This window comes from Arthrobacter sp. RT-1 (assembly GCF_003367205.1).
GTDB lineage: Bacteria > Actinomycetota > Actinomycetes > Actinomycetales > Micrococcaceae > Arthrobacter.
In genome coordinates, this window is the sequence record NZ_QRGQ01000002.1 from 315,532 (window position 1) to 330,137 (window position 14,606).

General features: G+C 62.3%; 14 protein-coding genes. 9 read left to right on the forward strand and 5 right to left on the reverse strand.

All coding sequences use genetic code 11. The features are described 5' to 3' along the window. Window positions 1-7: 7 nt before the first annotated feature. Together DXK94_RS02865 and DXK94_RS02870 are read right to left on the reverse strand one after the other, a co-directional pair. Complete coding sequence (locus DXK94_RS02865; RefSeq protein ID WP_115523739.1) at window positions 8-799, reverse strand: amino acid ABC transporter ATP-binding protein; 792 nt, start codon at window positions 797-799, stop codon at window positions 8-10. A gap of 314 nt (window positions 800-1,113) precedes the next feature. After that, a complete protein-coding gene (locus DXK94_RS02870) occupies window positions 1,114-1,794 on the reverse strand; it encodes a GntR family transcriptional regulator (RefSeq protein ID WP_220272948.1) in 681 nt (226 codons plus the stop codon). 293 nt (window positions 1,795-2,087) lie between these two features. Here DXK94_RS02870 and DXK94_RS02875 point away from each other — a divergent pair, with 293 nt between their 5' ends. The 7 genes from DXK94_RS02875 (at window position 2,088) to DXK94_RS02905 (ending at window position 8,874) form a co-directional block, all read left to right on the forward strand. Then, window positions 2,088-3,473: an NAD(P)/FAD-dependent oxidoreductase gene (locus DXK94_RS02875; RefSeq protein ID WP_115523948.1), complete on the forward strand. Its 1,386-nt coding sequence runs from the start codon at window positions 2,088-2,090 to the stop codon at window positions 3,471-3,473. 54 nt (window positions 3,474-3,527) lie between these two features. Beyond that, window positions 3,528-4,421, forward strand: coding sequence for a 4-hydroxy-tetrahydrodipicolinate synthase (dapA, locus tag DXK94_RS02880; protein WP_115523740.1), 894 nt, complete (start codon window positions 3,528-3,530; stop codon window positions 4,419-4,421). 4 nt (window positions 4,422-4,425) lie between these two features. Further along, window positions 4,426-5,913: an aldehyde dehydrogenase family protein gene (locus DXK94_RS02885; RefSeq protein WP_115523741.1), complete on the forward strand. Its 1,488-nt coding sequence runs from the start codon at window positions 4,426-4,428 to the stop codon at window positions 5,911-5,913. Between the two features lie 21 nt (window positions 5,914-5,934). Further along, entirely contained in the window at window positions 5,935-7,263 is a 1,329-nt protein-coding gene (locus DXK94_RS02890; RefSeq protein ID WP_258868411.1) for an MFS transporter, read from the forward strand. Window positions 7,264-7,376: 113 nt separating this feature from the next. Further along, entirely contained in the window at window positions 7,377-7,628 is a 252-nt protein-coding gene (locus DXK94_RS02895; RefSeq protein WP_115523743.1) for a hypothetical protein, read from the forward strand. A 282-nt stretch (window positions 7,629-7,910) separates the two neighbouring features. Further along, the gene (locus DXK94_RS02900; RefSeq protein ID WP_115523744.1) at window positions 7,911-8,312 is read left to right on the forward strand and encodes a YgjV family protein; all 402 of its coding nucleotides are present in this window, start codon (window positions 7,911-7,913) and stop codon (window positions 8,310-8,312) included. Window positions 8,313-8,319: 7 nt separating this feature from the next. Beyond that, window positions 8,320-8,874, forward strand: a complete 555-nt coding sequence (locus DXK94_RS02905; RefSeq protein ID WP_115523745.1) for a hypothetical protein — start codon at window positions 8,320-8,322, stop codon at window positions 8,872-8,874. Here DXK94_RS02905 and DXK94_RS02910 read toward each other — a convergent pair. The 3 genes from DXK94_RS02910 to DXK94_RS02920 are packed head-to-tail and all read right to left on the reverse strand — an operon-like array spanning window position 8,871 to window position 11,803. Continuing rightward, window positions 8,871-10,334, reverse strand: coding sequence for a Fis family transcriptional regulator (locus tag DXK94_RS02910; protein WP_115523746.1), 1,464 nt, complete (start codon window positions 10,332-10,334; stop codon window positions 8,871-8,873). The two genes, DXK94_RS02905 and DXK94_RS02910, sit on opposite strands and share 4 nt — an antisense overlap. Continuing rightward, on the reverse strand, window positions 10,327-10,680 hold the full coding sequence (locus DXK94_RS02915) for a helix-turn-helix transcriptional regulator (protein WP_115523747.1): 354 nt from the start codon (window positions 10,678-10,680) through the stop codon (window positions 10,327-10,329). The genes DXK94_RS02910 and DXK94_RS02915 overlap by 8 nt, the downstream gene beginning before the upstream one ends. Beyond that, on the reverse strand, window positions 10,673-11,803 hold the full coding sequence (locus tag DXK94_RS02920) for a tyrosine-type recombinase/integrase (protein ID WP_115523748.1): 1,131 nt from the start codon (window positions 11,801-11,803) through the stop codon (window positions 10,673-10,675). The genes DXK94_RS02915 and DXK94_RS02920 overlap by 8 nt, the downstream gene beginning before the upstream one ends. Window positions 11,804-12,574: 771 nt before the next feature. Here DXK94_RS02920 and DXK94_RS02925 point away from each other — a divergent pair. Both DXK94_RS02925 and DXK94_RS02930 read left to right on the forward strand, forming a co-directional pair. Further along, a complete protein-coding gene (locus DXK94_RS02925) occupies window positions 12,575-13,312 on the forward strand; it encodes a TetR/AcrR family transcriptional regulator (protein WP_258868412.1) in 738 nt (245 codons plus the stop codon). Between the two features lie 251 nt (window positions 13,313-13,563). Next, window positions 13,564-14,460, forward strand: coding sequence for a DUF4389 domain-containing protein (locus tag DXK94_RS02930; RefSeq protein ID WP_309544304.1), 897 nt, complete (start codon window positions 13,564-13,566; stop codon window positions 14,458-14,460). Window positions 14,461-14,606 lie beyond the last annotated feature (146 nt).

The window sequence follows — 14,606 nt, forward strand, 5'->3', positions numbered from 1 at the left end:
CGTCGTCTCACCGGTCCAGTACGGCTTTGAGGAACTGCCGGGTGCGGTCGTTTCGCGGCTCCGACATCACCTGCTCGCTCGGGCCGATTTCCAGTACGCCGCCGTTGCCCATCACCATGATGCGATTGGAGACATCACGCGCGAAGTGCATCTCGTGGGTGACGACGAGCATGGTCATGCCTTCGTCCGCGAGGTCGCGCATGACTGCCAGGACCTCAAGTCCGATTTCGGGATCGAGGGCGGACGTCGGCTCGTCGAAGAGCATGACCTTCGGCGACAGTGCGAGAGCACGGGCAATGGCGATGCGCTGCTGCTGGCCTCCGGAAAGGCGGGCCGGATACGCCTTGGCCTTTTCAGGAAGGCCAACGCGCCTGAGCAGGCTGTTGGCGACCTCCTCCGCTTGCTCCTTGCTGGATCCCAGCACTTTCCGCTGGGGCAGGGTGATGTTCTCCATCACGGTGAGGTGGGGAAACAGGTTGAAGCTCTGGAAGACCATCCCGGTGACCCGCCGGAGGCGGTCCAGGCTCGATTTGTCCGGGAGCTTTCCGCCAGCAACAACGCGGGCGCCGCCAATTTCGATCGTGCCCTCGGTGGGCGTTTCGAGGTAGTTCAAGCACCGCAAGAAGGTGCTTTTGCCTGCCCCTGAGGGGCCGATGATGGAGACCACCTCACCTTCGCTCATTGCCAGATTTACATCTGACAACACGCGGCTTGGTCCATAGCTCTTGCCGAGCCCGGAAACCACAACCTCACCCGAGAGCGCGATCGGGGGAGTCTTAGTGCCAAAACTGAAGCTCATTTTTGGTTCCTTTGGATAAATGACGCATATCGCCCTGCGGCTGGTCCGTGACATGCCTTGCTGAGGGGCCGGGTAGTCGTGGGCCGGGGGGACAGGCTGTGGCTTACGTCACTGCATGTGCTGCATGTCACCTTAGCCAGCGCCACTAGTCCTTGTCTAGATCTGTGATCACAGATCACGAAAATTCTTTTTGACCACAAAGGTAGGGGAGATGGAGCAGCGGCTTCTAAGGGGCTGCTCTGGTGGAATCGGCAGCGATGAAGTGGGGATGGTCGGCGAAAGAGATTTCAGTCCGACCGCGGGGTATCGAACCGCTAGGGAGCGACCTGCTCGGCGAGCCGGCTCTTAATCCGTTCGCGGGCGTTGAGGAGGGAGGCCTCGTTCACTGCTGCGGCGGCTGCGGGGTCGCCGTCGCGGGCCGCGGTCACCAGGTCCTGCTGGTACCTCCACAACGAGTCGTCCTTTTCGTCATCTAGGGAACCCTGGGCGCCGACAATCTTGTAGGCCCGGCACTGCTGCCATAGCGCCCTGATCATCTGGAGGAGGACCGGGTTGCCGGCAGCCTTGTACAGGATGGCCAGCATGGCCTCGTCGTGGTCAAGCAGGGGAATGACCTGGCGCTCATCGATGGCCTTGCGCATCAGTTCATATTCTGACTGCATCCTGTCGCAGTCCTGGGGCGTGATCTTTTCGCTGCCCAGCCGTGCGGCTTCGGTTTCCAGAAGCCGACGGACGTCATAGACGTGGATCAACTCCTCGAAGGTCAGGCTCTTGACGACTGCCCCCTTGTGGGGTTCGCGCTCTGCCAGGCCGGTCTCCTCGAGCCGCCGGATCGCCTCCCGGACCGGCATCACGCTGGTGCCCACCTGCTCGGCGAGATCGCGCACCTTAAGCCGCGAACCGGCGGGGAGGTCCCCGCTCAGGATGGCGGCGTGGATCACCGCATAAACCTGATCGGTCAGCAGGGTGGGTTCGGCGCGCTTGGAGATGACCACGAGTCAAATATACGGCCGCTTGTCCCACGCAGTTCGCAAGCGGCTGCGGCCCTTCCCGGATAGAAGAAACTTTCATAAAAAGACTTGTGTGATCTGTGATCACATCCTATGGTGGTTTGTGTCACACCGGCTCCAGTGCAACCCCAGCGGTTTCTGGGAAGGGCAGCCAACACGCAGGAGCCCGGCAGCGATTCAGGAAGCATACAGTCGGCTAAGCCCCAAAAAACTTCCGCGGAGCCGCCGCGGCTCCTTCGGCATCAGAAGACGAGCAACAACATCTAGGAATGGGAATCATGAAAGACGCAGTAATCGTCGGCGGCGGACTCGCCGGACTTTCGTCAGCATGGCGGCTCCGGCACTGGGACACGGTTGTCCTGGAATCCGGGGACCGCGTGGGTGGGCGGATCCGCTCCGAACGCCGTGGTGACTACTGGCTGAACTGGGGCGGACATGTCTTTGCCGGCGCGGGATCCTCTACCGACGCTTTGCTCAACGAGGTAGGCGTCATGGCAGTTCAGATCCCCGGGTCCCTGCAGGGCCTGTCCATGAACGGAAAGTTCATCAAAAAGGGGCACATCGCCACCTATCCATTCCGTATCCCGATGTCCCTGGCATCCCGGGTGGACACGCTTCGCGCCGGCATGAAAGTCGTGAGCGGCGTGGCCAAGTACACCGGCGTTGTCCGGAAGCGGACGGGCGAATCAGGCGCCATGCGGCAGCAGCGCATTTACGACTTCGCGAACGACACCTCGTTCCAGGACTTCATCGGAAATCTGTCAGAGGACGCCGCGGCCCTATTCAAGACCACTGTCACCCGGTCCGCCGGCGACATGGACGAGATCTCCGCAGGCGCCGGCATCGGCTACTTCAGCCTGGTCCTCGGTTTTGGGCAGGGGCTCAGCCAGGGCATCGTGGGCGGCCCGTCCACCCTCACCGAATCCATCGCAGTGGCGCTGGGCGAGCGCGTCCAGCTCGGGGCCGCCGTTTATGAAGTAGTCCACAAGAAGGACTCCGTCGTGGTCAGGTACCGGCAGGACGGCGTCGACCGTGAGGTGGAGGCCCGCACGGTGGTCCTGGCCACCACCGCTGACGTGTCCCACAAGATTGGTGTGGACCTTCCCGAGGACCTGCGCGGTGCGCTGGGCCAGATCAAGTACGGCCCTCACGTCAGCACGGCATTCCTCACCAACGAAACCACCGCGAAGCCGTGGGATGACATCTACGCCATCGCCGCTCCCAAACGCTCGTTCGCCATCGCACTGAACCAGGCGAGCATCGTCCGTGGAACCGAGTCCGTGCGCAAGCCCGGCGGCAGCTTCATGACGTTCTCACCGGCGAGCCTGGGCCGTGCCCTGCTGGAAAAGCCCGAGGAGGAAGTCATCAAGACCCACCTCACCGACCTCGACCAGGTCCTCGGCCACGGCTTCGCCGACAGCGTCGTCGAGGCCAAGGTCGACCGCTGGAAGAACGCTTCCCCTTACTGCTTCCCAGGCCGGGCCAAGATCCAGTCCACCCTCATGCGGGGCACCGACCGGGTCTTCCTCGCCGGCGACTACCTGGGAACCCTGTACACCGAAAGCTCCATTACCACCGGGTTCTCCGCAGCCCAGGAAGCCGCAAGCGTGCTGGCCACCCACCGCCAGTCACCGTCGAACACCGGGCTGTCGATCGTGGCCTAGCAAAACCTGCCTGAACAAGCTGCACTACCCACCGAACTTAAGAAGGAACGACTCATGTCCAACAACCTCAGCGGTGTCCTCACCGCACTCTCCACGCCTTTCAACAATGACGAGACCATCGACGTCGAAACCCTGCGGAAAATCGTTGACCGCTCCATCGACGCCGGCGTTGACGGCGTTGTGGCCGCAGGCTCCACCGGTGAGGTGGGTGCCCTGTCCTCCGAGGAGCGGCTGCTCCTGATCGAGACCGTCATCAAGCAGGCGAACGGGCGCGTGCCCGTCATCGCCAACACCGGCGCCACTTCCACCGCTGAAGCGATCCGCCTGTCCCAGGCCGCAGAGGAGCTGGGCGCGGACGTGCTCATGCTGATCACGCCCTACTACGAACCGCTGTCCCTGGAAGAAACGGTGACCTACATCAAGGACGTTGCCACCTCCGTCAACATCCCCGTGATGCTCTACAACATCCCGGCCGTCACCGGCGTCAACCTGGACTCGGCCACCGTCCGGGCGCTGGCCGAGGAAGTGGACAACATCCGCTACATCAAGGACTCCAGCGCCAACTGGGAACAGGCGCTGCAGCTCATCCACCACCACTCGGACGTCATCGGCACCTTCATCGGCTGGGACGTCTACCTCTACAGCGCACTGGTCGAAGGTGCAGCCGGGGTCATGGCGGGCACCGCCAACGTGGTCCCCAACGAGATCGTTTCGGTCAGCCGCCGCATCGCCGAAGGCGACCTGGCAGGGGCACTGGAACTGTGGAAGAAGGTATACCCGGTCATCGACGCCCTCCTCTCCGTGCCGTTCATCCCTGCCGTCAAAGCAGGCCTCACGCAGCAGGGACTCCCGGCCGGCTCCCCCCGCCGCCCCACCGCCGACCTTAGCGCCGACGACCTCGCCTGCGTCCAGCAGGCCGTGTCCGCCCTCTACCAGAACGTGGGCTAACACCATGACAACAGAAACTGCACTGTTCACCGTCCGCCGGGCAGAAGCGGCGCTGACCCCTGCCCTTCCTCCTTTCGGCCAGTTCATCGGCGGGACATTCGTTCCCTCCAGTTCCTCCGAAACAGTAGACATCGTCAACCCGGCCACGGAGGAAGTGCTGACGCAGGTTCCCGCGGGAACCGTCGAAGACGTGGACGCAGCCGTAGCGGCCGCCGTAGCGGCCAAGGAAGCATGGGCTGCGAAGACGCCCCGGGACCGCTCCGCAGTCCTGCTGAAAATTGCAGACATCATCGAGGCGAACCGTGAGGTATTCGAAACCCTCGAAGCCGCCAACACCGGCAAGCCCTCGGCGGTGGCCGAAGACGATATCTCCAGCGCCATCGACACCTTCCGGTTCTCCGCCGGCGCGGCCCGCGCCTACAGCACGCTCGGCGCCGACGACTACGCCGAGAACCACACCTCGGTGATCCACCGCGAGCCGGTCGGCGTCGTCGGGGTGATCACCCCCTGGAACTACCCGCTGCTGATGGCCGCATGGAAGATCGCCCCGGTCCTCGGCGCAGGCAACACCCTGGTGCTCAAGCCCTCCGAGCAGACACCGCTGACCACCCTCAAGCTGGCCGAACTCATCGCCAGCGAAGTTCCCGCCGGTGTCATCAACATCGTCACCGGCCCCGGCCGTGTGGTGGGCAACCGCCTCTCCGAGCACCCCGACGTGGATCTGGTGGCCATCACCGGCAGCGTGGGCAGCGGCCAGAAGGTCGCCGCTGCTGCCGCCGGTTCCGTCAAGCGCGTGCACCTTGAGCTGGGCGGCAAGGCACCCGTCGTCGTCTTTGCTGACGCCGACCTCGAGGCCGCCGCAAAGGGCGTCCGTAGTGCCGGGTTCTGGAACGGCGGCCAGGAGTGCGGCGCGGCGACCCGGGTCCTGGTCCACGAATCGGTCGCCGAGAAGTTCACCGAGCTGCTGGTCCGGGAGATCAGCGAGATCACCGTCGGCGCCCCCGGCACCGACGACGCCGAAATCGGCTCCATGATCTCCAAAGCCCACTACGAGCGCGTCCTCGCCGCACTCGACGAAGTACGGAAAGACGGACTGACCATCGCCGTGGGCGGCCGCGCCATCGACGGTCCCGGCTACTTCATCGAGCCCACCGTGGTCAGCAACGTCCCGGCCGGCGCCGCGATCACCAGCAACGAGATCTTCGGCCCCGTGGTGTCGGTGGAGACCTTCAGCACCGACGAGGAAGCCATCACCCGAGCCAACGAAACCATCTACGGGCTGGCGGCCTCGGTCTGGACCAGGGATTCCGCACGCTCCCTCACGGTTCCTCGGAAGCTGGACTTCGGCACGGTGTGGGTCAACTCCCACCTGGTCATCGCCACCGAAATGCCCTGGGGCGGCTTCAAGGGCTCCGGCTACGGCCGCGACCTCTCCAGCTACGCCCTGGACGACTTCTCCCGCACCAAACACGTCATGTACAACCGAGGCTAACCAGGAGTGACAATGTCATCCATGAAGAACCCAACCGCCCATAGGGGCGGTGCCTCATCGGCAAGCAAGCGACGGTTCCTGACCAGGATGGTCACCGTCCTGATCGGCGGCATGGTGTTGGACGGTTACGTCCTGGGCATTATCGGACCGGTGTCCGGGACGATGGCCGAGGACCTGCAACTTACCGCCTTATGGCAGGGACTGATTGCCGCGGCAGCCCTGGTCGGCATCCTGATCGGTTCACCGATTGGTGGGTGGGCCGCTGACAAGTTTGGCCGCAAGCCGATTTTTATGTTCGACATCGGATTGTTCGCCATCGCTTCGGGAATGCAGTTCTTCATCGATTCTCCGGTATTGCTGGTCGTGGTGCGGCTGCTGATGGGCATCGCAATCGGCGCCGAGTACGCGGTTGGATGGCCCCTGATGGCTGAGTTCTCGCCCTCCCACCTGCGAGGGCGGCTAATGGCCGCGATGGGGATCGCCTGGTACGGCGGCTTCATGCTTGCATTCCTGACAGGCCATCTGCTCAATGAGTACACCGACTTGAGCTGGAACTTCATTTTGGGCACGAGCACATTTATTGCTGTTGCCATCTTCCTCGCCCGGCTCGGAATGCCCGAGTCACCACGTTGGCTGTGGAGCGTGGGCCGTAAGGACGAGGCGCGCATCCTTGCTGCAAAGTACATGCCTGATGATGCGCTCGACGATCTTCAGCACGAGGATGTCCGTAAAGGCAGCTTCGGGATGTTGTTCTCTAAGGAGTACTGGCGTTCAACCCTCTTTATCTCCGGCTTCTGGTTCTGCGCAGTAACACCCTATTTCGCAATCGCTACATTCGCCGACAGCGTTTTGAACCAATACGGGCTGGCGGGCGGGCTTGCCGGGGGAGTCGGTCTTTCCGCCGTCGCCCTGGCCGGAGTCGTCGTTACCTTCCTGCTAATTGAAAAGATCGGACGGCGTGCCCTGACGGTTCCGCCGCAGTGGCTTTGCGCCGTGGTCCTGGCAGTCATCGGGCTCTGGGCCGGTGCGCCAGCGTTCATTGTGCTAATCCTGTTCCTGGTCTTCTCGTTCTTCAACGCCGGCTACAACACGTTGACGAACGTCTACCCCGGTGAGGTCCTCCCCACAGAGATCCGCGGGGTCGGAACAGGGTTTGCGGCGGCCGTCAGTCGGGTTGGAGCAGGCATCGGCACCTTCCTGCTGCCAATGTCCATGGAAAATCTCGGAGCAGGTCCCACGATGCTGATGGCCGCCGGTGTCGCCTTTGCCGGGGCCGCGCTCTCTCAGTGGCTCGCCCCGGAGACAAAGGGCAAAACACTCACGGAAGCCGCGGCCGGCTACGCGCACTGACAAAGCGTGCCAGCTAGGGAAACCTCTCCTGAGTAAGCCTGCCCCGGATCCTCCAGGGCAGGCTTACTGCGACTTGTGACATCGAGAATGAACAGGACGACTGAATTTTGGACATGAGACGCATCAAGGACTGGACGCTCCTTCCCGGGGCCAGTATCGAAATCCGGCAGCAAGGCAACTACGTCTGCAGCGGCTACGTGGACGCAGTAACGGATGACGGGGAAATTCTTTGGGTCAAATCCCCTTCAAACAACCGCAAGCTCTTCGAAAAGGCTGAGTTCTACGAGGCCTGGGCCATCGAGGACCGGGACGGATTCCACTACGAAGTCACAAAAAGCCTCGACAACCTGGAGAAAGCATCCTGAACCCGGTGCATCGTGTCTGCACCGCCATCTAGTGGCACCGCAAGAGTAAATAGCCCACCATTTCTCGACCCGTCCTAGCGGCTGTTCCTCAGCAAACCGCTCGCCTCGGTTCAAGAATTGGAGACGCCCGCCACCCGAAGGCTGGAGCGACTTGAGGGGGCTAAACCGCGGTCACAACTACTCCGAGAATGCGCGCAGCATTGGACGAAGCAGCTTCCGAAGTCACCATCAACACCCCTGCCCAGCCACTGGCAAGACGGGCAGAATCCCCGAAAGGACACATTGGAACTGCTGTGGGAAATCGCCGGCTGGGCCGGCGCGGTCGCAATACTCAGTGCTTACCTGGCCGTTTCCATGGGCTGGTTGAAAGCCGGCAAGGGCTTCCAGACCGCGAACCTTTTTGGCGCCGTTGCCTTTATCATCAACGGCACAGTCCACGGGGCATGGCCTTCCGTGGTGACGAACGTGGCCTGGTTCCTCATTTCTGCGGTCGCGCTATTTCGCCTACGAACGGCGATCCCGCAGCCGAGAGTGCCGGCTGAGGATCCACAGGTTCACTTCCCTGGCGTCCCGGACACAACCGCCCAGATCGCTGTAGTCGAGGTCCTCACGGATGCCGTGCACGGTGAGGCAAACGGGGACTGGCAGCGAGACGTGTCGATGTGGGACGAGTCGGTGACATGATTCTGGCGTGACTTCTATCGTTGAGGCAGCCATTGAAACGCTTTACGAGGCGCGTATTCCGTTGGGTCCGGGTCTAACTAATACCGAGATCGCCGACGTCGAGCAGCAATTCGACATCAGATTCAGCCCTGATCATGTGGGGCTGCTGAGTCTGGCGACGCCGATAGGCCCAGGCTGGGTTGATTGGTTGGGGGAGCCTGACGGGATTCAGCAGCGGCTTAACTGGCCACTGGAGGGAGCCCTGTTTGACGTTGAGCAGAATGCTTTCTGGCCTGATGAATGGGGCGAAAGGCCAAGTGAAACGGCTGCTGCTTTGCAGGTAGCCCGCGAGCAGATGCGGCTGGTGCCGACGTTGATTCCGATTTACTCACACCGGTATCTCCCTGGCGCGCCGGCGCCGGAAGGAAGTCCTGTCTTTTCCGTGCACCAAACTGACGTGATCTATTTCGGCAGCGATCTAGCTGCATACTTTGCTGCCGAGTTTTTTCGCGACCCAGATCTGCAGACCCCGACTCACCGCGTTGATTTTTGGTCTGATCTGGCAGAGGGCCGGTGGACTTAACCTTTGGCCGTTCTGAGCGAACGTATGTACTGGGCGTAGTTGGCTGACGAATCGATGGCGTGGCGATCGATCGTGGCCGGGGAGTAGCCGAGGGCTTCTGCGATGATGGCCACCGGGGCGAGTTTGGTGAGTTCGTGGAGGGTTCCGAGCCTGGCCGCGCGACTGCTGAACGAAGCGCTGAGCTGCTCCGTGAGGGTTGAGGCCTGGAGGTGCTGGCCGGGTAAGCCTCCTCGGAATACCCATTTGCTGTTGGGGTGCGCGGCTGTCTGATGGTGGGTTGGGGTGGCTGCGAGTTCTCGCCAGGGTTCATCGAGCGGTGGCGTAAGTGCGATTTCGACGCTTCCAAAGGTGATGGTGACGAGTTCCTCTGTCACGGTGACGTTGTCCCAGGTTAGTTGGACGATGTCTGAGACTTGTTGGCCGAAGACCAGGATGAGGATGGCTGCGGCACGTTGTCTAGGGTTCATGTCGGTCATGTGGCTGAGGTTGGTAACGAGTTCGGTTTGGGCGGCGGCGTCGAGCCGCGGGCTGGTGCCGCGGCGGTGGGGCTGCAATCTCAGGGACGGGTCGATGAGGTTGGTCCTGATTGCCCAGTCGAGGAAGCGTGAGGCGATGCCTCGTGTCGTGGGGCCTTCTGCCTGCCATCGGTCCAGGTGCGCTTGATTCACTTCGGCGAGTTCGGCGCCTTGATGGGTGAGCCAGTTCAGTAGTTCGATAGCGACGGTGACTGCTTGTTTGGCCCGCAGGAACGTTCCTCGGGTGACTTCGTCCATCTGATTCATGCGGCGCTGGTGGTGCCAGCGGATGTATCGGCGGGTGATGTCGCGGTGGCTCGGGCTGCTAATCCGGTCGAGGGCCTGCTCGGCCCAGACGCTGAACCTGGTGCTCAGTTCATCGCGGCGCGGCAGCGCGTTGTGTTCGACCAGCAGACCGCGGACGTATTCGCGGGTGCGCGATGCTGGTATTTCGTCGAGGCGGGCGTGGGTGATCACAGGTTCAGCCGCGAGTCGTTGGAGGAACTCTGTGACGTGTGGCTGCTGGATCCAGGTGAGGCCGCTGTTGGCGCGTTTCATGGACTTCAGAGCAGTGGCGACTGCCTGAAGTTCGGGGGAGGGCGTCTGGTTCTCTGGTGGGCTGAGGATCCGGTCAACGGTCATGGCAAGGATGCATGACCAGCATCGGTTGCCTGAGTGGAGTTCGTCTTCTTTGCCGCATCCGATGCAGTCGACGTTGAGGCGGACGCCGGAGCATTTGCGGCAGGCTGGCAGGGTGTCGACGCGGCCAGGCAGTACCCCTTCGTGGCCGCAGGCGCAGGTGCCGCGGGTTCTTTTGGCTTGCTGGTAGCAGTAGCCGCAGATTGCGCCGTCGGGCCAACGGACCACGATTTTGTGGTGTTCGGCGCAGCGCCCGCAGGCTTCCGGCCACTTTTGGGGATCGCCGGCTTTACGGGGTCTAGTCATCTTCGTCCGGTGGCAGGACGCGGATCCGGCGGGCGATCGGCGCGCCGGGTGCGATGCCCAGGTCTTCTGGCCGCTTGGGTGCGTTGGCGGTCTTGGCGGCGCGCATCTGCACGTAGGGCTCGAAGAGGTCGTTGGGCGTGCATTCAAGGATGTCGCAGAGGGCGGCGAAGGTCTGGGCGGGAATGCGTTCGGGTGTTCCGGTGACGAGGCGGTGGACCTGGGCGTTGGAGAGGTTGATGCCCCGGGCTTTGAGTAGGGGGAGCAGTTCGGTGGTCTTCCAGAGGTTTCGTTGGGCCATCAGTTGCCGGAGGTTCCAGCGGTAGCCGATCCGTCGCTGTTCAGCCATGGCTGTTCCCCTCGCCGTCGCCCTTGCGTAGCCGCTGGGCGATCATTTTCTGGATGGTCTTCTGTTTGAAGTCCGCCGACACGGAAGTATAGAGGGCTGTGGTGGAGGAGTAGCTGTGCCCGACCTGTTGCTGGATAAACAGGGGGTCGTAGCCGGCCTCGATCAGATGCGTCACGTACGAGTGCCTCAGCGTATGCAGGGTCAGTTCTTCCGGGAGCCCGGCGATTTTCCGCACCCGCTGGAAAGATCTGTCGAAGTTGCGGTGAACAGTCGAGCCGGAGCGCTCGGACGGCCACAGGCTGGCGGACCGGTCAGCGGTAGGAAATCTTTTGCGGCCGTCAGAGGAGAGCCAGTACTCAAGGAGTCCCACCACCCAGTCGAACTCCGGGACTGTCAGCACCGTCCGGCGGCGGGGACCTGAACCTTTGGATCCCTTGGCCCACCGCACCTGCAGCGCCCCGAACCGGCCGAAAGACTGAACGTGCGGGTTGGGGCCGAAATCGACGTACTCAAGCATCACCAGTTCACGCCGACGCAGCCCGTAGGCATAGGCGACCTTGAACGCCGTCGAGTCCCTCAGTGCCGGCAGCCAGCGCTTTGAACCCTTGGCGAACTCGGTGTCGACCAGGTCGTCGGCAGCGTCAAAGAACGACTGCAGTTCGGTCCGTGTGAACGCCCGGCGGCGTGCCGGCACGGCATCGTCCGTCGTATGCCGGGGAGAGTTCCACTCGAAGACCACCTGCACTGGTATGTCGGCGAAGACCCGTTCGCAGAACGACGCCCAGCCGTAGCGTCCGTCCGTCAGGTAGGAGCAGAATGCCCTGATGGCTCCGGAATTGGCCCTTAGGGTTGTCAACGCGAGACCTTTTTCAGAGCTGCGCCGGTCCGCCAGGAACTCGTCCACGTGATGCGCGGACCACGTCCACGGATACTCGTTGGTGTGCTCCTGGAACCGCTGGACCGTCCCGCACGAGCTCTTGATGTACGACGTCGACAGGCCACGTGCCAGCATCTGCGCACGCCAGCCATCCAACATCGCCTCGAAAACGCGATCCTCGGCCCGCAGCAGCCCGACATTCACGTTTGTCAGAAAGGCAGGAATCCGCCCAGGTTCGATGCTCACTGACCAAACTGTACGCAAAAATCTCTCATCTAATGAGAGATTACGTCGCTAAGCCGCGCCGTGGCGCACAATCGCCCGCTAGGGATGATCGGTATCAGGTCGTCGAAGCATTAGTTTGACCTGCGGAAACTTCCGAAAGCAGATCGAGACGAGTCCTCTCATCTACTTCTACTCGTCCCACTCAAAAGCCGATAACGGATATTCTGTCAACCTAGTGGAGCTCGTGCAGCCGTTACGTCTCTCATCCGGATAGGCCCACGTATCTGCACTTCGCCTGTCATGGAGGCTGCATCTCGCCGGTCAGGGGTCTCTGAGTCCTTGGCCCGGCCAGGCAGACGACGTAGCATCAGGCGAACCTCAAACTATTCGAGACCGCCCTAGCCACGGAGGACGCGATGACAAAACCTACAGAGGGCATCGAAACAGTTCACCGTGACCTAGAAGCTCACCTCGATGGTGAATCGCTATGAAATACGTTCCGTAGCCGGAGTCGGCCAACCTGGGCACTTGCTTGCCGTTGCTCAGTAGAAGCGGGCCGCTTTCAAGGAGCAGGTGACCTTCTACCAGAATGAGTCCAGAACCTTGCCGATTTTCTCTTTCAAGGCCCGTCAACGAGTTGACCTCGGGGCGACGTATGACGTGCTGGACGCCAGTGGGCTAAGGTGCTCGACGGGATCACGCGAGCATAAGGGTAAGGGTCTCGCGGCGGCGGTTCGTACAGCGTACGGTCATGGTAGCGTACAAAGTACTAAAACGATCCGGCTGGGAGCCATGATGTCAGTCAGCACGAAAAACCCGCCTCCGCAGCGCATACCGCTCAGCCGTGAAAGGGTACTCGACTGCGCCCTCGATCTCGCCGACGAGTCGGGAATCGCGTCGTTGACCATCCGTTCCCTCGCAATCAGCATGGGAACGAAGCCGATGTCGCTCTACCACTACGTTGCCAACAAGGATGAGATCCTGGACGGCATCGTGGACAGGGTGTTCGACGAAATCGAGCCGCCCTCCCCGGAGGGGGAGTGGCGGGACCAAATGCACCGACGGGCGCATGCGGTACGGCGTGCCCTTAGGCGCCACCCCTGGGCGGTCGGACTGCTGGAAACCCGGACAACTCCCGGGGCCGCCACCCTGCGTCACCATGAGGCTACCCTGGCCACACTGCGCACCGCAGGGTTTTCAGTCCGGATGACTGCCCACGCCTACGCGCTGCTGGACAGCTACATCTACGGAGCCGCCCTGCAGGAAGCAGCCCTTCCCTTCCACGGCCCCGACGCCGCAGCCGACGTGACAACATCGATCGTCAAGCTCTTCTCCGACGGGCAATACCCATGCCTGGTTGAAATTGCTACCGAACACGTCCTCAAACCCGGATACGACTTCGGGGACGAGTTCGACTTCGGACTGAACCTCATCCTCGACGGACTCGCCCGCTCCATCCAGCCCCCGGCAGACCATGCGCCCGATCAACCGCCCCGCGGGAGGGACAAAGCTCCCGGTCCACAGCCGTAGCGGGGGAAGCTGGAGGACGGGCCGAGTGTGCCTGCGCCAGCCCTGGAAAATAGTCATCCCGCCTTTCCGGCAAATAGGGGGCTAGCACCTATCGCCGTTTCGTACAACGTACGGTAAGGTGATCGTACGCCGTACGAAGGTGTGCTGCAGGCAACCGGAAGTCCCGATCACCAACTCTTGGCACGCCAGCATCGGCTCCTTGAAAGAAGATCGCCATGTCAACGTCAATGCCAAGTAACAATTCTGCGCGGGTGCCGAACTCACCAGTGGCCAAGATGCCCGCGTTGCCCATGACCGCCCTCGTGGTGGGGGTCCTGCTCGGGCTCGCCGCGGTCGGTATGCTGTCGGCCTACCGTTCACTTCCGCCGGAAGTGAACGGTCTCGCGACGGCCCTTATCGCGCTCGGCGCATCCGTGCTCCTGATCATCGTCGGGGCTGCCGGCCTTGGACGAGGGATCGCTCCCGGGGCCTCGCAGGAAGCCGACCGGATCGGAAACGAGCCGGCACAACTTACCGGACATCTTGATCCCGGACTGTCACGGTGGCTCTGGCTGGTCAAGTGGGTCCTCGTTATTCCCCACTACATCATCCTGGCCCTGCTCTGGGTCGCATTCCTGGTCGTGACCGTGGCAGCGGGCTTTGCGATCCTGTTCACCGGCCGCTATCCGGCCTCGCTCTTCCAATTCACCGTCGGAGTCCTCCGCTGGAACTGGCGCGTGACGTTTTACGCCTACGGTGTCCTTGGCACCGATCGCTATCCGCCCTTTACGCTCGCCCGCGCAGATTATCCGGCGGAACTGGACGTTGCTTATCCCGTGAAGCTCTCCCACTGGAAGGTACTGTTCAAGTCCTGGCTGTTCGCCTTGCCGCAGCTGCTCATCGTTGCCGCCCTCACCGGCAGCGCGGCCTCCTCCTCAACGGCGAGCATCTCTCTGCTCAGCCTGCTGGTTTGCATCGCCGCCATCATCCTGCTCTTCACCGGCGTTTACCGTCTTGGGATCTTCGACCTGCTGATGGGCATCAACCGATGGACCGTGCGGACCATCTCGTATGCGGCCTTGATGAGTGACAAGTACCCGCCCTTCCGGCTCGACCAAGGCCCGCTCGATCCTCCAACGAACCCTGCGGTGTCACCCACGCCTGCATGATGCCGGCCGAGACCATGCGGCGACCAAGCCCGGTTGCAGCACAACCACAAGGGACTCTGGGGGGTCCTGAACCGGATCAACCCGACGCGTGTGTGACCGCACCAACTAGAGAGCGACACCCATGACGGCCAAAACCACCCCCGTTC